Origin of the sequence: Reinekea marina (assembly GCF_030409715.1) — a bacterium.
Lineage (GTDB): Bacteria > Pseudomonadota > Gammaproteobacteria > Pseudomonadales > Natronospirillaceae > Reinekea > Reinekea marina.
Genome location: NZ_JAUFQI010000001.1, coordinates 2,983,187 through 3,001,703, shown reverse-complemented (window position 1 = coordinate 3,001,703; position 18,517 = coordinate 2,983,187). Strand labels below are relative to the sequence as shown.

Annotated in this window: 20 protein-coding genes; 1 reads left to right on the top strand and 19 read right to left on the bottom strand. The window is 44.7% G+C overall.

Translation table 11 applies throughout. The features are described from left to right. Window positions 1–98: 98 nt before the first annotated feature. From QWZ13_RS16460 to QWZ13_RS16435, 6 genes are all read right to left on the bottom strand, one after another. On the bottom strand, window positions 99–500 hold the full coding sequence (locus QWZ13_RS16460; protein ID WP_290282732.1) for a hypothetical protein: 402 nt from the start codon (window positions 498–500) through the stop codon (window positions 99–101). Then, on the bottom strand, window positions 497–1,390 hold the full coding sequence (locus QWZ13_RS16455; RefSeq protein WP_290282731.1) for a prepilin-type N-terminal cleavage/methylation domain-containing protein: 894 nt from the start codon (window positions 1,388–1,390) through the stop codon (window positions 497–499). Before QWZ13_RS16455 ends, QWZ13_RS16460 begins: the two co-directional genes overlap by 4 nt. Window positions 1,391–1,393: 3 nt before the next feature. After that, the gene (locus QWZ13_RS16450; RefSeq protein WP_290282730.1) at window positions 1,394–2,005 is read right to left on the bottom strand and encodes a type II secretion system protein; all 612 of its coding nucleotides are present in this window, start codon (window positions 2,003–2,005) and stop codon (window positions 1,394–1,396) included. After that, window positions 1,968–2,501, bottom strand: coding sequence for a prepilin-type N-terminal cleavage/methylation domain-containing protein (locus QWZ13_RS16445; RefSeq protein ID WP_290282729.1), 534 nt, complete (start codon window positions 2,499–2,501; stop codon window positions 1,968–1,970). The genes QWZ13_RS16450 and QWZ13_RS16445 overlap by 38 nt, the downstream gene beginning before the upstream one ends. 47 nt (window positions 2,502–2,548) lie before the next feature. Continuing rightward, window positions 2,549–3,097: a type II secretion system protein gene (locus QWZ13_RS16440; RefSeq protein WP_290282728.1), complete on the bottom strand. Its 549-nt coding sequence runs from the start codon at window positions 3,095–3,097 to the stop codon at window positions 2,549–2,551. A gap of 101 nt (window positions 3,098–3,198) precedes the next feature. Next, complete coding sequence (locus tag QWZ13_RS16435) at window positions 3,199–3,723, bottom strand: prepilin-type N-terminal cleavage/methylation domain-containing protein (RefSeq protein ID WP_290282727.1); 525 nt, start codon at window positions 3,721–3,723, stop codon at window positions 3,199–3,201. 366 nt (window positions 3,724–4,089) lie between these two features. Here QWZ13_RS16435 and QWZ13_RS16430 point away from each other — a divergent pair, with 366 nt between their 5' ends. Next, a complete protein-coding gene (locus QWZ13_RS16430) occupies window positions 4,090–4,257 on the top strand; it encodes a hypothetical protein (RefSeq protein ID WP_290282726.1) in 168 nt (55 codons plus the stop codon). On the opposite strand, the gene pgi is transcribed toward QWZ13_RS16430, so the two are convergent. From pgi to QWZ13_RS16365, 13 genes are all read right to left on the bottom strand, one after another. After that, entirely contained in the window at window positions 4,207–5,847 is a 1,641-nt protein-coding gene (pgi, locus tag QWZ13_RS16425; RefSeq protein WP_290282725.1) for a glucose-6-phosphate isomerase, read from the bottom strand. The genes QWZ13_RS16430 and pgi overlap by 51 nt on opposite strands. Window positions 5,848–6,009: 162 nt before the next feature. Further along, window positions 6,010–6,135, bottom strand: a complete 126-nt coding sequence (locus QWZ13_RS16420; RefSeq protein ID WP_290282724.1) for a hypothetical protein — start codon at window positions 6,133–6,135, stop codon at window positions 6,010–6,012. After that, window positions 6,080–6,460 (bottom strand): aspartate 1-decarboxylase, encoded by a 381-nt coding sequence (gene panD / locus QWZ13_RS16415; protein ID WP_215999991.1) that lies wholly within the window; start codon window positions 6,458–6,460, stop codon window positions 6,080–6,082. The genes QWZ13_RS16420 and panD overlap by 56 nt, the downstream gene beginning before the upstream one ends. Before the next feature lie 44 nt (window positions 6,461–6,504). Then, on the bottom strand, window positions 6,505–7,353 hold the full coding sequence (gene panC, locus QWZ13_RS16410) for a pantoate--beta-alanine ligase (protein WP_290282723.1): 849 nt from the start codon (window positions 7,351–7,353) through the stop codon (window positions 6,505–6,507). 3 nt (window positions 7,354–7,356) lie between these two features. After that, window positions 7,357–8,154, bottom strand: a complete 798-nt coding sequence (gene panB, locus QWZ13_RS16405) for a 3-methyl-2-oxobutanoate hydroxymethyltransferase (protein ID WP_290282722.1) — start codon at window positions 8,152–8,154, stop codon at window positions 7,357–7,359. An 85-nt stretch (window positions 8,155–8,239) separates the two neighbouring features. Then, window positions 8,240–8,722 (bottom strand): 2-amino-4-hydroxy-6-hydroxymethyldihydropteridine diphosphokinase, encoded by a 483-nt coding sequence (folK, locus tag QWZ13_RS16400; protein WP_290282721.1) that lies wholly within the window; start codon window positions 8,720–8,722, stop codon window positions 8,240–8,242. Window positions 8,723–8,724: 2 nt separating this feature from the next. Then, window positions 8,725–10,068: a polynucleotide adenylyltransferase PcnB gene (gene pcnB / locus QWZ13_RS16395; protein ID WP_290282720.1), complete on the bottom strand. Its 1,344-nt coding sequence runs from the start codon at window positions 10,066–10,068 to the stop codon at window positions 8,725–8,727. 346 nt (window positions 10,069–10,414) lie between these two features. Beyond that, window positions 10,415–10,639 (bottom strand): hypothetical protein, encoded by a 225-nt coding sequence (locus tag QWZ13_RS16390; protein WP_290282719.1) that lies wholly within the window; start codon window positions 10,637–10,639, stop codon window positions 10,415–10,417. Between the two features lie 17 nt (window positions 10,640–10,656). Beyond that, window positions 10,657–12,111: a sigma-54-dependent transcriptional regulator gene (locus tag QWZ13_RS16385; protein WP_290282718.1), complete on the bottom strand. Its 1,455-nt coding sequence runs from the start codon at window positions 12,109–12,111 to the stop codon at window positions 10,657–10,659. A gap of 44 nt (window positions 12,112–12,155) precedes the next feature. Continuing rightward, window positions 12,156–15,107, bottom strand: coding sequence for an ATP-binding protein (locus QWZ13_RS16380; protein ID WP_290282717.1), 2,952 nt, complete (start codon window positions 15,105–15,107; stop codon window positions 12,156–12,158). Further along, window positions 15,104–15,262, bottom strand: coding sequence for a hypothetical protein (locus QWZ13_RS16375; RefSeq protein WP_290282716.1), 159 nt, complete (start codon window positions 15,260–15,262; stop codon window positions 15,104–15,106). The genes QWZ13_RS16380 and QWZ13_RS16375 overlap by 4 nt, the downstream gene beginning before the upstream one ends. Window positions 15,263–15,338: 76 nt before the next feature. After that, complete coding sequence (locus QWZ13_RS16370; RefSeq protein WP_290282715.1) at window positions 15,339–16,898, bottom strand: response regulator; 1,560 nt, start codon at window positions 16,896–16,898, stop codon at window positions 15,339–15,341. Further along, entirely contained in the window at window positions 16,891–18,513 is a 1,623-nt protein-coding gene (locus QWZ13_RS16365; RefSeq protein ID WP_290283399.1) for a sensor histidine kinase, read from the bottom strand. The genes QWZ13_RS16370 and QWZ13_RS16365 overlap by 8 nt, the downstream gene beginning before the upstream one ends. Window positions 18,514–18,517: the final 4 nt, after the last annotated feature.

Sequence of the window (18,517 nt, the reverse complement as noted above, 5' to 3'; positions counted from 1 at the left end):
TGTTAGGCATCGCTACAATCGCATTAGTTATTAATATGTAAGGTAAGTATAGTTAAAAATAAGCAATCTACTTGCCACAAAAGGTCGACAACTGTGCACTACAACTCAATTGTCGACGTTAACTCCGTCCATACATAATCGGCATTGTTTGGACTTCCGTATTCTGCCGAGGCGGTGAGCCGAAATAAGGTGATTCTTTGCGAAGGACGGTTATGTGCGCTTTGGCTGCACGTTAAATTAACGCTAAAGCCAGGCAGTGCTGTTAAAGTTATGCCTGTACCACTGGTGCAAGTGCCGGTTTCAACAATATTCTGCGCACCGTGTTCTAGGGCCGCGCTTGCTGCGGCTATTGCCCGCATTTGCAAAAGGCTTTGTGTATTTTGTTGTGTGTTTCGGGTTGCAAGAACCGACATAACAACGACCGCTAAGCCTAACACCACAATTAAGAATATGGCGGCAACCAATGCCACGCCTTGTTGCGAAGTATACTGCCGTTTCATGATCCATTCCCTAACACAATAATGTCATTTAATGTCACGGTTTCAGAGCCTTCACCAATACTGATCGATACTTCTACAGTTGGAGGCTGAAAAGGTGCACCTCCGCGTACCTGAAAAGAACAGGCGGTTACAGAGTCTGTTATACGTACTTTATCGACACTGGCGGCCGCGGTGCGAGTAGAAAATAAAACCGATGAGTCCATACTGGTGTAATTGGAAACACGCCAAAGTGTTCCACCATTGCACTCGTATCCGATAGGGCCATCGGTAAAATAGGCCCTAAAAAAAGGCGAGTGTCCACCGAAGCGATGATTATTATTAATTAATTCAATGTTGGTGATAGATGGGTTCGGGTTCGTCGCTGCATTATTGTCGTCTTCGGTTAACGTATTGTCGTAACTGCTTATGCGGGCTATTTTACTGTTTGTTGCATCGGTGGTGGCGCTTTGCCAATGGGTTCTGGCATCAGCAGGAGAGTCGACACCAATACTGACGTAATTTGGTAGGTTGCTAAAGAGTCCGAATACATCAAAGGCATCATCATTGTTCGTCTGAAGCCGATCGTATGGATTGCGCTGACGGTCTCGATAACGGGCGGCGAAGTCTCTATTACGGTTTTGTACGCCTAAAAACTCCAAGGTATCACCCGAATCACAATTGGCGTTCGTAGTCGTGCAGGCTGAGTTCGGTATAGAAGTGCCTAAATCTTGCCGAATATGGAATAGAGCAAATTCAGCTTGTTGTACCCAAGTTGCACGTTGCGAGCTTTGGCTGACCGCTGAAAATTTATTACCAATAAGAGGCCCTACAACGGCTGAAATAATACTGATGATCACAATCACCATGATCAGCTCTGTCAGCGTAAAGCCTTTGTTATTTTTTAGGGTCATTAATCAGCACCCCCAACTGCTAGGTGATTGCCAATAACGAGCGCGATAGCCAGATAAAGCCGTATTGTTGCCACGTGGATCAGTAATGGTAACGGTAATGGCCATATATTTTGGCGGGCAATTGGCCGTTGCGCTGTTTGAATCGCCATTGATGCTAACAGTGCTGCTTATATCGACTTCGATATCGACACTAAAATTTGTAAACTCCGTTAAAGCATTGCCATAGACATCTTGTAATCCCGATTGGGTGTAACCATCGTATTCATAAATATTGTCCCATGTCACGCGTGACGGAGCACCGGCGCGGCTTTGATCAACCACACCGTTATTGATTTGGGTTCGACTTAACCCTGAATTTAAGCGCGGGTCGGCCGAGCCATCGAAAAAAGATTTACCGCTCACTTCCTCTAAATATTGACGCGCCAGCATTTGCGCTTGGCTTTGAATCATAGGGTCTACATTGCGAACGGTTTGGCTGCCGAGTGTTTGTAATATAGCCACCGCCGCAATAGAGATTATGACCATCGCAATGATCAGCTCAACTAAGGTGACACCTTTTTGTTTTAAAATGGCTTGGCTATTGAACGGCAACAAAGGCAGACCCTCCATCGACATTCAAAGTGCCGTTAGAAAGCACGTAACTGGTATTAGCGGCAATAGGGTTGGCTGGCAAAGTAGTGCAGCCTGCTGTTGTGGGCAGCGTGTTTAAAAAATATAGCCTGCCATCACCGGTAAAAAAGAATCTTAAATTGGGTGCAGCCGATAATGCATGGGGTTCTGAGTTTTCTACTGCACTGTTAGAACCATCGACAACGGCCACGTTAAAATTATAAACAGCGGTTGTGCAGCCTGGTTCAACCGTCAGTGTTGAGCAGTTTGCGTCTCTAAAAGTAGTCCAACCGGAAGTGGATACGCGAACTTCATGTGTACATTGGGAAGTAATGCTTCGGTTGCGAACCCAAGCTAGAGCGTTGGAAAATTGTGAACGATCGAAAGAGTCTTGAAAAGTTGTTTTGTTGAAAAAACGGGGAATGGTGACGGCAGAAAGTATTCCGAGAAGGACTAAAACAATAACTAGTTCAACTAGTGTAAAACCATTCTTTTTCTGCATAGGTAAATAGGGGGTAAAATTATACCCCCATTTAATATTTTCGAAGATTAGCTACAAGTATCGCCAGCGTCAATCGTTCCGGCGGTTCCATTGTCTGTAAAGGTTGCAACTGTAATAACTGGTGCAACTATTGAAACCGTAGCAGTATTGTCGTTATCGAAAGCTTCAACAAACTTAGCACATGGAGTCCCTGTAGAAACATTTGATACGATAATAGTCTCAGCTGGGACTGCTGTAGTTGAACCTACCACTTCTGTAGTTCTTGTAACGACAACAGCATTAGAAAATCCATCCAGTGCAACTGAGTCGACCAAATCAGAAGCATCGGGATAACCGTAAACTAGACTTAATGTTCTACCTTCGAGAGTTACGGTTTCACCAGTTGCTGTATTTGAGTTGCAATTATTGTCTGCTAAACAAGTAGCATGAGAAATAGCACTACCAGATTTTATAGCACCGGCGACTCCTTCGATGGACGCTTGCTCAGCTTGGCCACCTAAATCAGCAAAACGAGGCAATGCAAATGCCGATAAAATGCCTAAGATCACGATTACCATGATCAATTCGATAAGTGTAAAACCTTGTTGCTTTTTCATAGTTTGTTCCTGTTTTTTTCAAATATAATTTCAGTTTAGTTTGGTTTTCACCAAAGTGAAAGCTCTCTTAACAAATTACTTTAACTTTAGCTGTTATTAAATTAAATACATTGGTTATTTATGGCGTCATATTGGCCAACAGTGTTGCTGTAATTGGGCAAGCCACCCTGGGTTTGTGGTGGTTGGTATGTCACACACTTCCCTTTAAAATGTAAGATCAATACATCGTTATATGCTTCGCTTCTACCGACCAATGGGCTGGTATCATTGTAGCTCACCTTTATATCGCCGCTTATTTCTAACAAATGTTCTATGCCAAAAAAGGTGCTGGCATTGCGGTTGTTTAAATTCGAGGGTCGAGCCACTGGGAAACTATTCACAAAGTAAATATTTTTGCCATTGACCGTAAAATCACCCGTGCCAGAAAACCCTTTCGAATAAGCCGCCGATTCACCAATACGAGCCGCAGCCCGAATAGCTCCTAATGAGTTTTCTAATACAGAATCTTCGGCTTGCTCTTCAAAACTGATAAAGCGTGGTAAAGCCACCGCGGCTAGTATCGACAAAATAACGATGACGATGATCAGTTCTATTAAGGTAAAGCCAAATTGTTGCTTCTTGAACATAACTTCCTTAGGCGCAAAATGCGTACTTAAATAGGATTAAAGCAAAAAACGTGACAGTTATCGCAAAAATTTATATGTAGCGCAATATTTTTACCAAAACCGTCTGTTTTTTATCATTAAAGAACAGAATAGCGTCTATTTCAGCCGATCGTTTGTTTTCAGTCAACAAAATGGAATAGGAAATGATTAAAGTCAGTTTGGAATGTCACTTCATTGTTAAGAATGTGACCAAAAGTGTCAGAATGTTAACGATTTGAAATAGGTTTGGTGTTTTAGGCTGCAGGCATCGAGCTGCGTGTTAGGTCGTGAGCTTGGAAGGGTGGGCGTGTGCTGAATTTAAAGTGCCTAAACTAAAAAGAGGTGCTAGTGCTTGGTGCTCAAGCATTCGCGCCTCTTCTCAGAGTTTTTTTGATTAGTATTGGACTGGGGTTAACTTTTTACCCGCAGCCCGCAGCCCGCAGCCCGCAGCCCGCAGCCCAAAAACTAATTCACCTCTTTAAACGCTTTGATCAAAGCCGCGGTCGAGCCGTCTAAATGGTCGGTATTGCCCGTTTCTATGGCATCAAATACGGCGTTGCCTAAAATTTTGCCGAGTTCTACGCCCCATTGGTCAAAGCTGTTTACGCCCCAAACGGTGCCTTGAACAAAAATCTTATGTTCGTACATAGCGATCAATGCGCCGATAATCTCAGGGGTGCCAAGTTTGAAGGTAATGGTATTACAAGGGCGGTTACCTGGAATCACTTTGTGCGGAGCGAGCGCTTTAGCTTGCTCATCAGTAAGCCCTTTGGCTTTCAGTTCCTGAAAGACTTCCTCTAGGGTTTTACCTTCAAGCATGGCTTGTTGTTGGCCTAAAAAGTTTGCAAACAACCATGGGTGGTGATCGGCTACGGCATTATGTGAGGTCAGCGGCATAATGAAATCGGCCGGGATTAGGCGGGTGCCTTGGTGAATCAACTGATGGTATGCGTGTTGACCGTTAGTACCTGTTCCGCCCCAAATTACTGAGCCAGTTTGCCAAGTTACGGGCTCACCATCGTGAGTTACACGTTTACCATTAGATTCCATATCTACCTGCTGTAAGTGAGCGGGTAAGTCTTGTAAGTATTCGTCATAACTCAATACGGCATGAGACTCTGCGTCAAAGAAATTTTGATACCAAACGCCGAGCATGGCTAATATGACAGGCATATTGCTTTCTAACGGAGCGGTACGGAAATGCTCATCCATATTATGTGCGCCTTGCAGCAAGGCTTCAAAGGTATCACTGCCTAATACAAGCATTTGCGCCAAACCAATTGCCGACCATAATGAATATCGGCCTCCGACCCAATCCCACAGCGGGAACATATTCGCTTCATCAATGCCAAAACCAGTTGCGGCAGGCACGTTGGTAGAAACTGCGACGAAGTGATTTTTCACATGTTCAGGCTGACCGCCTTGCTGAAAAAACCATTCACGAGCTGCTTCCGCATTTTTAAGTGTTTCTAAAGTGCCAAATGATTTAGACGCCACAATAAATAAGGTCGTTTCGGCATCTAGCCCTTTCACTGTTTCGGCGAAGTCAGTGCCATCGATATTCGCAATGTATTTTAAATCAAAGCCTTCTTTCCAGTAGGGCTTTAGTGCATCCGATACCACTTTAGGGCCCAAGTAACTGCCGCCAATACCTATATTGACAATGGTTCGCAGTTTTTTACCGGTAAAGCCAGCAAATTCACCACTGTCGACTTTGGCCGTAAATGATTTCATTTTTTCCAATGAAGCGTTGACGGTGTCGGTGATGTTTTCACCTTTTACATCAATGGCTCGGTTGCTACGGTTTCGTAAAGCAATATGAAGCGCTGGGCGGTCTTCACTTTTGTTGATGGTTTCGCCATCGAACATAGCTTTTATGGCTTCTGGCAGTTGGGTGGCCTTAGCAAGGCTCATTAAATGGTCAATGGTTTGGTCATTGATGCGGTTCTTAGAGTAATCAAGAGTAATGCCTGCGGCTTCAATCTTAAGCTTGCTCGCTCGCTTGTTGTCGGCTTTGAACATATCGCGCATGTGTACTTGAGCGAGTTCTTCCTTATGTTGTTCAAGTTCAGTCCATTGTGGCAATTTAGTGGGGTTAAATGACATACAAGCCTCTTGAAAGTATTGAATAATATGTTTGTAATTAAATTACAAAGCGTGTTCGATTGCTATGTCTTTTTCGTAACAAATAAACACTATCGCCTAGAACTGGGATGTATTTAATGGATAGGTTGAGTCGAATGAATAAAGAAAGTGGTCGTCAAGAAACTAAAAAGTAGAAAGTAGAAGAGCGCAGCCTAGCGTTAAAACTAGGCTGCGCTGCAAGGTGTTCTGAACGCTAAGCCAGTTGCACTGGAATTGCATTGGCGGTATGGCTGACTGTGTTGTCGGCATTCATATAGACCATGCTTGGTTTAAACGCGGCAACTTCGTTTTCATCAAAATTAGCGTATGCGCAAATTATGATGCTGTCACCTACATTGGCTTTGTGCGCGGCGGCGCCGTTTACCGAAATAATACCTTCGCCTTCTTCACCACGAATCGCGTAAGTCGTGAAACGCTCGCCATTGGCAATGTTATAAATTTGAATTTGCTCGTATTCGGCAATGCCAGCAAGGTCTAAAAGGTCTCCGCTGATTGCGCATGAGCCTTCATAATCTGGCACGGCATGAGTTACGCGTGCTTGGTGTAATTTGGCTTTTAACATAATTCGTTGCATGTAATTTGATCCTGTGCAATCGATAAAGTGAATCGTAGGGTTTATTAAGCAGAAATCTCAACAGTAATATTATCTATGAGGCGCGCTTTACCTAAAAACGCAGCGGCTAATATCACAAGGTGTTTGTCTTCTTCGGTCGCGGGCTCTAAATCGCTTTGGCGACTGATGTTGAAGTAGTCAGGTGTGAAGCCTGCTTCATGTAAGGCTTCTTTGGCTTCACGGGTAATTAATGCGTGGCTCTTGTCACGTTGCTGGCAAGCTTGGGCTGCTTGTTGCAACGTGTCGTATAAGGCTGGGGCTATTTCTCGTTCTTCGGCCGTTAAATAGTTGTTACGCGAACTGTGTGCCAGACCATCATCTGCGCGACCGGTATCAACTCCAATGATTTCGATGGGCAAAAATAAGTTTTCTACCATGGTTTTTATCACGGTAAATTGTTGAAAGTCTTTTAGCCCAAACACCGCAGCATTAGGCTGAACTTGGTTAAATAGCTTTAGAACCACCGTAGCTACACCCACAAAATGCCCAGGCCGGCTAGAGCCGCAATGCAAGGTAGTGATTTTACTGACTTCAACGCGAGTTAAATCGGGCTTAGGGTACATGATGTCGTTGTTGGGTAGGTACAGCAGCCCGCAACCGTCGGCAATAAGGTGTTTTTTATCGGCCTCAAGCGTTTTCGGGTAGGCGCCAATGTCTTCGTTTTCACCAAACTGCGTGGGGTTGATGAAAATAGAAGACACCACAAAGTCGGCAGACTCGCGAGCACGCCTGATCAGCTTTAAGTGGCCTTCATGCAAATTGCCCATCGTCGGTACAAACGCAATGGTTTTTCCTTGCGCGCGAATCGCATCCAATTCACGCCGTAAATCGGTTAAGTTCTCTACAACTATCATGCTTTACTCGAAACAGTGCTCAGGGGCTGGAAAATGGCCTTCTTTTACATCTTGCACATAAGCTTGAATCGCTTTTTGCCAAGTTGTATCAATGGCCGCGTAATTTTTAACAAACTTCGCCATTTTGTGTGGGTTTAAACCCAGCATGTCGTAAATGACCAATACTTGGCCGTCGGTATCTTTGCCGGCACCAATGCCAATGACAGGCGCATCTACCGCTTCTGTCACACGCTTCGCTAAATCTGCCGGCACGCATTCTAGTAATATAAAGTCGGCGCCAGCCTCTACTAGGGCTTTTGCATCGCAAATCATGGTTTGTGCTGCGGTGTCATCTCGGCCCTGCACTTTATAGCCGCCAAATTTGTTCACCGATTGGGGCGTTAAACCAAGATGTAAGCAGGTGGGGATACCAGCGCGGCTTAATGCAGTAACGGAATCGCATAGCCAAGCGCCACCTTCCAATTTAACCATATGGGCGCCGGCTCGCATCAGTTTGCCAGAAGATTCGAGTGTTTGTTCGACACTGCCATACGAATTAAACGGTAGATCGGCCATGACCAGCGCGCCTTGGTTACCACGCATCACCGCAGCGGTGTGGTACACCATTTCATCTACAGTAACCGGAACCGTCGATTCTTTGCCTTGAAACACCATGCCTAAGGAGTCGCCTACAAGAATCACTTCGACACCGTTGCTTGATACAAGGTGGGCGAATGTCGCGTCGTAGGCCGTTAACACTGTAAACTTTTCACCTTCACTGACCAGCTTTTTGATGGTCGAGACAGTCTGTTGCTTAGGCATATGGCAAGGCTTCTTTTTGTTGAAAGCGTGGAAGATTACGATTGTGTGAACATAAGTCAAGTTAGTGGTGATTTAAACTTGAAAGTTAGCCGATTATTTCAATGATCTGGTCGCTGGTTTCAACTTGCCAGTGCGCTAAATCGTGTCCAGCCAATGAAATGTCTGCACCTATTTCCAGCAATGGTAAAACAACAAATGCTCGTTGATGCGCTCTAGGGTGGGGCAAGGTCAATATCGGGTCGTCTGAACACTCATGCTCTATCCAAATTATATCTAAATCGAGTGTTCTAGGGCCCCAGCGAACATCTCTCACTCGGCCGGCAGCGTGCTCAATGGCCTGCAAATGTTTAAGCAGTGTATACGAGTTTAAATCGGTGGTAATTTTGCAGGCAGCGTTTATGTAATCTGGCTGACCTTCGGGCCCACCAATTGCGGCCGATTGGTACATCGAAGATTGTGTTTCTAAGCTGGTGTTGGGCAGTAGAGAGATTTGTGAAAACGCCCAGTGCAATTGCTGAACTGGGCTTTCAAGATTGCTGCCTAAGGCGATATAGGCGATACGAGCCATGGTTAATCGGCCTGTTTCTTGGTATTACTTGGTTTGCGGCGACGTCGCTTTTTAGGCCCATTTTGTTGACCCAAAACCGTACGCATATTGGCGCGTTGATCTGGATTACGCTCTTGGTAATCTGTCCACCATTTACCTAAATCTTCGAGCTGCTCACCGGCACTTTCTCTGAGTAATAAAAAATCGTAAGCCGCTCTAAATCTTGGGTGCGCTAACAGTTGTTCGGCGCGTAACCCACGTCGTTTAGGCAATCTTAATTGCAGTTCCCAAATTTCTTTCATGGGAATAGAGAAACGTTTGGGAATAGCGACTGTTTTAACTTGCCGCGATAGCACTTGGCCCATGGCTTTTTGCCAAGCCGGTACTTCAGGAGTACCCATGGTAATGTTGTGCAAAGCCTGTTCACGAACCGCAGGCCATAGCAGCGCAGCATACAAAAATGCAGGCGTCACCGCTTTGCGAGCGTTGATGCGAGCATCGGTATTTGTCAGTGCCTGGTCGATAAAACGTTGGTAATAATCATCTTGGCTTGCTTTAAGCACTTCGTAGGTTTGAGGCAGTAAAGGCTCTAATAAACCGTATTGTTGCATAAGCTGCCAGGTTTTTAAGCCATTTCCGCTCATGAGCAGCTTAACAACTTCATCAAATAAACGCGCAGGTGCAATGTGCGTCAGCAACGGTGCCACTTCGTATATAGGTTTTGCAGTTTTTGGTTCAATATCAAAGCCTAACTTACCCGCAAAGCGCACTGCACGTAACATTCGCACTGGGTCTTCTCGGTAGCGAGTTTCGGCATCGCCAATGATGCGAATCACCTTATTGGCTAAATCTTGCATGCCGATAGGGTAGGCTTTAATAGAAAAATCTTTGGGTGTGTAATACATGGCATTAATAGTGAAATCACGACGGCGAGCATCGTCTTCTAAATCACCATAGACATTGTCGCGAAGTAACATGCCTTCAGCTGATTGCTTTTGATCAGAGTCGGCTTCATCAGCTTTACCGCGAAAGGTGGTAACTTCAATGATTTCACGCCCAAAAGTGACGTGGACAATACGGAAGCGACGACCAATGATACGAGAGTTACTGAACAGTTTTCGCACTTGCTCAGGCGTGGCATCAGTAGCGACATCAAAGTCTTTCGGGGATAAGTCTAATTGTAGGTCACGCACGCAACCACCAACGAGGTAAGCCTCGTGGCCAGAATTTTGAAGCCGGTATAGAACTTTTAGGGCATTGTGACTGATGCCACGACGCGATACTTCGTGCTCATCTCGACTGATGCTTACTAATGCATCACTTGTAGCTGGTTTCTTTAACCAGCGCTTTAACCAATTAACTACCATTTATGATAAATATTCTATATTGATTCGGGTATTCCGCGGAGCGCGCAGTGTATAGAATTTTTAAGAGGTAATCTAGCGCAGAGGGGATAAGGACCCAAGAGATGAGCCAGCCGGCGTTCTCGCCGGCCGTAACAGCACTTTCGCAGGTGGTGTCTGGCTTATTATTCTTGTTATTTATAATTTTTATTATGTTTACCTAATTCTTATTAGCGGCCCCTTATTTTTATTTTTAGGTGGGGCTGCCATCAAGGTTGCCTTTTTTATTTTTGTTTTCTGGCTTACCTGCTTGCCCCATGGTTATAGCGAAGCCTGTGCCAACTTTTAATTCTCCTTATAAAACAAGAGGTTACGACAGTAAGGTCAAAATATGTACAGAGTATGTCAATAGAAATGTTACCTCAGGTTGCAAAAAAGTAACGAACGTAACAGGTTTGTTACCTACTGAATTTACAAGGGAAGTTGAATGGTAAAAAAACGAATAAAAACAAGAATCTAGCCAGTGCGGAAAAGCGAAAGTTGAATTAGCAAATATTTTGATACAGCCCGAAGCCCGGAGCAAGCGGGTGCCCATATAGACACCGTTCTAAATTACCCTTTAGCTGTCTTTTTGGGCCTTGGAATGCCTAACCGTTGTCTTCTTTCCCATAAGCACTTGCGGCTAATACCAAGCTTTTGGGCGAGGTCGGTTTCAGACATTTCATCTTGATGTTCAACAACGTAGTGTTGAAAGTAGTCTTCAAGAGATAAATCTTCTTCATCTGTTTTTTCGGCGTCTGTTGGCGGTTCTGCCGCTTTCGGCTCGGGGGTGATTGGCGCATCCGGGGTCGCGAGAGTATCGGGTATGTTCCAATCATCGGTATTGATGCCTAGGTTTTCAACGTCGATAACACCGTCATCGGCTAATATAAGCGAGCGTTGAATGGAGTTCTCCAGTTCACGAACATTGCCAGGCCAGTCATAAGCCACCATTTTATCTTTTGCGGCTTTGCTCAGTTTAATTGGACTGTCTATGTGTAGTCGGCGGGCATGCTTGTCAATGAGGTAGTTGGCGATTTCGAGGACGTCTTTGCCGCGTTCTCGCAAAGGTGGTAATGCGAGTTCAATCACTTGAAGACGATAATATAAATCTTCACGGAACCGGTTTTCTTTCACTAATTGTTTTAAATTTCGGTGGGTAGCGGCCACTAGCCGAACATTTACCTTACGCGAATGCACTGAACCCACTCGCCGAACTTCACTTTCTTGAATTACTCTCAGCAATCGCGCTTGGGCTTCCATCGGAAGCTCACCAATTTCATCAAGAAAAAGGGTTCCACCTTCCGCGGCTTCTACTAAACCCTGACGAGCCGATGTTGCGCCCGTAAAGGAGCCTTTCTCGTGTCCAAATAATTCAGATTCGATCAAGCTTTCAGGAATGGCAGCACAATTGACGTTTATCAACGGAGCATCTTTTCGAGGACTGTGTTGATGAACCGCACGAGCAGCCAGTTCTTTACCAGTCCCCGATTCACCCTGTATTAGAACGGTAATATCTGCAGGAGCTACTCTTAAAATGCGGCGATAAAACTTTTGCATGGGCTCGCAACTGCCCACTAAATCACCCATGACATTAATGATGCCATCTTTCTGAGGGACTTTAATTTCGGCAGGGTCTTCGCCTTCGGTAAGGTCTAAACCCTGAAAACCGGTGCTTTTTGAGGTGTCTTCTATTACTCGCCGCACCGTGCGTATCATGTCTTCGTGATCAAAGGGTTTGGCAATGTAATCTACAGCGCCAAGCTTCATGGCGTCTACGGCGGAGCGCATGCTGGCGTAGCTGGTCATGATTAACACAGGCGTTTGTTTCGCCATGGTAATTAATTCTGTGCCGGGTGCGCCAGGCAAGCGTAAATCGGAGATGATTAAATCGAACTGGTTCAAATCGTGCTGGCTGGCCTCAGTGACCGATTCAGCTTCGGTGACACGGTAACTATTGCGCTCTAATAAACGCTTTAGGGCCGTGCGGATGATGCTCTCGTCCTCTACGATGAGAATAGAATGCATGCTTTTACTCCAAGCAGGGTCATCTCAGACCAATGAAAACAGTGTTAGTTGTTACCAGAGGTAACAGAATTATGTAAGGGTAACCGAATCGTAAAGCGAGTGCCAATACCCTTATCGACTAAAACCGGCGACTGTACACTTATTTGTCCATAATGCTCTTCTACAATCGTGTACGCTAAAAATAGCCCTAGACCGGTTCCTTTACCCACTTCTTTGGTGGTGAAAAAAGGATCAAAAATATGGTCTAGAACGGCCTTTTCGATTCCGCTGCCCTGATCCGTTACCGTTATAATCACCGATTCGCCATCGACTTCGGATTCAACGCTGACAGGATCGTTATCATTAGAAGCGTCACGAGCATTCCCCAACAGGTTGATAAACACTTGGGCTAGCCGTTGCGGTTCACTCATAACTTCTAAGTGCTTTTCAACATCGTTGATAAATATCACTTGGCTTGAGTCTCTATTGAGAGACAACAAATCGATAGCGTCTTGGACAATTTGATGGATAGAGTGGGGTTTGTGGCTATTCATACTCGAATCTTGCCCAGCGTGAGCAAAATTGACCAACGAGCGTACAATTTTTGTGACACGATCGGCCTGCTGTCGAATTTGCTCAGCAATGACCACCTTTTCAGCCGGGTCATCAACGTATTTTAGATCTTGCGCTAAACAGTCAATGCCTGTAATCGGGTTGCCAATTTCATGTGCCACGCCAGCGGCTAAACGGCCAATACTCGCTAGCCGCTCCGAATGCAGCAACTCAGCCTCGAGCATTTTATGTTCAGTTTCGTCCTCTAATAAAATGACGGTACCTTCATTTAGGTCATCGCTGCGGTGGTCGAATCGAGTTCGATGTAAACTAAACCAACGAGTACCTTGATGTGGGTCTACCCCTTCTTGCTCGATGACAACCTTGGTTTCATTACCTTTTAAGAAACGGTCAAGTAAGTCGTACCACTCACCAGGTAACGATTCTATTTTCGCGCCAATTGCGTCTTTTTCGTTGATGCCCGTTAGGCTGGCCATGAGCTCGTTCCAGAGCAGAATTTCGCCATCTTGAGTCAGTGAACAAACACCAATCGGGAGCCGGTAAAGCGTTTCACGATGGTGTCGGCGCAAGCGATCCAGCTCTGCAGACATTCCCGACAACTGGTAGTGGTAGTTATCTAGGTTTTGTTCCAAGAAATGTATATCGTCGCTTTCACCGCGATGATCGTCTTCGTAGGGTAGGTAGCGGCTGACTAATGCTGTGCTGACCGAAGGCCCCATCATGCCAGATAAGTTTGCTTCGATGGTATCACGCAAGCGACGTAGCGCGTATGGGCGGTATTCACTGAGGTTGAGCTTTAACTTCTTAAGCGCTCGATTAACCTCTTGTTCGGCCATAACTTGCCCCAAAGGCTTACTCAATGCTGCGGTAAACTCACGTGCATTTTTGGCCTGCAACGGCAATCTTTGACGGCGATCTATACGAGTGATCACGCAGATTTCAGCGGAATTTTTTTCAACCGCCGATGTTTTGGTCAGCAGTGATACCACAAAAAAGGTGAGGGCATTCGCGCTAACTGAAAGTAAAATAATGTGTGTCCAAGCGTCCCGATCGAAAGCAAAGTGAATGGGTAAGCGAGTGGTGAGTTGAATACTGTCGGTTAAAATTGGCCAAAACTGCAAGGTGCCCCAAGTAATTAAGCCCACCAATGTGCCAGCGATAAAGCCTTTGCGATTAGCATGGCTCCAAAAGAGTAAGCCAATTAAACCTGGAAGCATTTGAGAAAGCCCCGTAAACGAGGTCATTAACAAGGTGGTTTGGTTTTGAATCTGATTCAAAAAGATGTAGAACGCAAAGGTTGCACCGAAAACGCATGCGATTAATATTCTTCGCATCCAAATAAGCCACTTGTATATATCGACATCGGTATTGGGCGTAGAAAACGGCATTATCACGTGGTTCAGCAACATGCTCGATAAAGATAAAGACGCAATAATGGTGATGCCGGCCGCAGCCGATAGCCCGCCTAAATAGGTAAGCCAAACGAGGGCAGGGCTTTCAAGAGCCAGTCCTAACCCAATGGTGAAATATTCAGGGCTCACTTCGACACCTAAACGTGAGCCAGCCCATAATATAGGCAATACTGGCAACGCCATTAATAATAAATAAAGCGGTGCGGCCCAAGTTATAATGCGCAAATGCTGGGGCTGTGAACTTTCTTTAAACAGAATCTGAAATAGATGTGGCAAAACCAGCGGTGCGGTGGTGAAAATTAAAAGTAACGAAAACCACTGAACAGGGTCAATTCGTGTGTTGAAACTGCTTAAATTTGCGGGGGCAAATTGAATCCATTGTTGAATTTCGGCCGGTGTATCGCCCAGTTGCATCAACGCAATGGCACCAATCAATACAAAAACAATCAACTTAAACAAAGCTTCAATTGCCAAAGCGAAAATTAAACCGGGATGTTTTTCGCTGGGTTTGACTTGCCTTGTACCAAATAACACGGTGATGTAAAGCAAAATAAGGCTAATGAGCCCGGCGATAAATAAGGTATTGGCATCTGGGTCCAGTATTACAATGACGTCGGTTATGGCTTGTAGTTGCAACACGAGTAACGGAAGAAGTGCCATGAGCACACCGAGAGAAGTGATCAAGCCTACCCAGCGAGAGCGATAACGAAACGCAAATAGATCGGGCAGGGAGGATAACTGGTATTCGTTGGAGAGCTTAAATAAGGGCCGAATAATCATCGCCGAAAACAGTAACAGTACGGACAAACCAATATAAAACACCAAGTAGCCGTGCTTTAACTCAACGGCCATTCCCACACTGCCGTAGTATGCCCAAGAACTGCAACTCACACCGAATGCCAGCACATAAACAATTGGGTGCTTAAGCAATTTATTGGGTATTTTTCCTCGCTCAGCTAGGTAAGCCGTGAGCAATAACACCCCTAGATAGGCAAGTGCGACTAAAACGAGGGTGCCCCATGCAAAATTCATTGTGGGTCATTCCTATAATTTTCAATGGCAGCATTAATTAGAATAAGCGCAAGCCAAATCGCAAAAGGCAACAGCCAAAAACTGAGGTTGTCGAATAAGTAGAGGGTAAAGGGTAACAATAAATAAATCGGTAATATTAGGAGCTTGAGCAGCATTCTGGCACGCCGAATTTAATAATTTCAGCGGCCAGTGTAAGACTTTTAAAGGAAGATTTATAGATTCATAAATCCGTTAATCTTCCGATGAGTTGTATATGTCTTTGTAGCGGCTTTGAATTGCGGTAAATTCATCAAGATTATCAAATAGAATATCCACTAAATTGGGGTCAAAATGCAGCCCTCGCTGCAGTTGAAAATACTCTTCTACGCGTTGCATATCCCAAGCTTCTTTATAAACTCGACGAGAGCAAAGGGCATCAAAAACATCAGCAATGGCTGTTATGCGGCCAGAAATACTGATGTCTTCGCCTGCGCTGCCAGCCGGGTATCCTGTACCATCCCAGCGTTCATGGTGGTCTCGCGCTATTTCGGCTCCTAATTTGAGGAGGGGTTTATCTGAGTTCTTAAGCATTTCGTAGCCCACTTGGGCATGTGAACGCATTACATCCCATTCTTGTTCGTCGAGCTTATCGGTTTTGTTTAAAATATGATCGGGAACAGAAATCTTACCTAAGTCGTGCAGCGGTGCGGCTTCTCGAATAAACTGCGCTTGTTCTTTAGGCAGACCGACTTTTCTAGCCAAAAGGTAAGCAATTTCAGCGACTCTTTTTAAGTGCAAACCCGTTTCTTTTGAGCGATGTTCAACCGCATCGCCTAAAATATATACAATCTCTCGTTGGCTGTCTTCAAGTAAGGTTCGCAACGATATGTTTTCAAAAGCCGTTAAAGCATTGCGGCAAAACATCTGTAATAAATTGGTTTCGAGTTCATTGCGAGTCTTTAAATCTCTCAAATACAAAACGCCCATATGTTGTGCATTGGTTCGGTTAATGCACACAAATCCCGACTTAGTCAGTTGCGATTTAAAGCCTATTTCATCGCTATGCAGTAAATCTGAAAACTCTTCTGGAATAATGGTAACGGCGTCTTTATCTTCGCATTCTGTAAATTCGCCCGTACCCGCGATCACTTTTAAATCACCTGTATTGTCAAAAGCTGCAACCCCGTGAGATTTAGCGTAAATAGCGTCTTCTTCTTGGGATATAACGGCTGCAATTTGCTCTAAAATGCCGCGCGCGAAGTCTTTTAAATACGTTTTTTGCTGCAACTCAGTAGAGCACTCGAGTATTCGTTCTAACCCCCGACGAGAGCGTTCGAGTGAGATAATGTCACGGTAGCTGCGTAAACACGAATACATCAATGTATGAAGCTTGCCGCGTGTGAGCTCGGTTTTTTCTTTGTAATCGTTGATGTCATATTGCGCTATGATGGTTTCTTCAGGAGCTTGCCCTGGCTGACCCGTTCTCAACACGATCCGAATAAAGGCATTTTTCAACTCATTCCGTATACGGCTCGCGGTTTCGAGCCCCGCGTGTTCAGTCTCCATCACAACATCGAGTAAGCATACGGCCACATCTTTATGTACGCTCAGTTGCTCAATGCCTTCTTCACCGGAATAAGCATGGATAAACTGCAAAGGGCGATCATCGAAGGTAAAGTTTCGCAGTGCCAGTTTAGTAATGCTGTGCACTTCTTCATCATCATCGACGATGAGCACTTTCCAAGGTTTGCGGATTTTAGGTGGCGCTTCGGTGTCTTGGGCTTCATCGGCAAATACTAACTTATCACTCATGCTCACTACCCTCGGGTTTATATTTTTGTTTTTTTAACGTCATGGTCACTCTTATGCCTTCACCCACACTGCTTTTAGTTTCTACCATACCATCTAGCTTAGAGGTTATTAAATTATAGACGATATTCATGCCAAGCCCGCTGCCACCTTCTGCTCGTGTGGTGGTAAAAAACGGGTCGTATATGTATCGGAGTGTTTCATCACTCATACCCTTACCGTTATCTTCATAGGTGATGGTGCAGTAGTCTTCGTGATCAACCGATGTCAGCGTGATGCTACCCTCTAATTTCCCGTTGCTAAAACCATGAATCAATGAGTTAGAGATTAAATTTGTCAGCACTTGAGAAAAGGCCCCAGCATAGGAGTACAGCGTAATGTCTTTTTGTAGGTTGTTCTCAATGCGTACTTTCGATTTTCGTAAGGTTGGGCTTAAAGAAGTAATGATTTCTTCGGTGTATTGATACAGGCTGAACAAGCGCTTTTCATCGCTGGCTTGATCAACAGCCACTTTTTTGAAGGACTGAATGAGGTTTCCGGCTCGATTTAAATTGTTTGTTAGAAGCGCTTCTGTCTCGGAACAAGTGGTTAAGAATTCTACCAAATTTGATTTGGTAAGATTGTCTTGTGTGAAACATTGGTTGATCAGTTTAATCTCTTCAGCTAAATGGCTGGTTGCTGTAATAGCCACGCCTAAAGGGGTGTTTACCTCGTGTGCAATGCCGCTGACCAAAGCGCCTAAAGACGCCAGTTTTTCTTGTTGAATGAGCTCTTTTTGTGCAATTTGTAAACGTTCGAGTGATTGAGACAATTCTTTATTGGTGGTACTCAACTCATTTGTTCGCTGCTCAACAACTTGCTCGAGTTTTGACTGATAGTGGACTAAGTTTCTATCCCTTTCGAGTAATGCTTGGTGTTGAGCATTGAATTCGTGGTAGAGGCGGCCAATTTCATCTCTGCGGCCTTCTAAGCTTTGTTGCTCTTCCATATTGTCAGAATCGATAGATTGCATGTTTTTAGATACATGGGTTGTAATGGACTCTAGCGGTTTGGCAATGACATTTCGAGTGATCAACCCTACGGTAATTTGTAATGCAGCAATGACAATTACGCTGATTAGCAAGCTAACTTTGGCAATGTCAAAAATCCTTTCATTGAGAAGGTCGTTTTTACAGAAAACCACCAAGGTGCCCACATTTATGGTTTCTTTCCCAAATTGCTCTACCAGTAGTGGCACCTTATAAATAATTTGGTGTTTCTCGACAATTTTAGTTAGTGCATCAATTTGTGGGTAAATGGTTGTACTTTCTGACAGGTCTCCTAATCTTAAATCATAGAGTTCTTTATGATCATTCACACTGACTCCCATAATAAACTGGTCTCTTAAAACGGCTTCGGCGGATCTGATGATCGCCTCTTCATCAAAAAACCAAAGTGAACGAGCGATAAGGGGTGCCATATTTTCAAGCGACGCTTCAATGCTGTTGTCACGTGTTCGTTCTAGAATGGGTTTAAGCGAATAATACTGTGCCGTCATCAATGCCAGCAACGCGCAAAAAGCCGCTAACGTGATGTAAAGCATAAAGGTTCGAATAAGACTCTGACGAATGCCTATCATATTG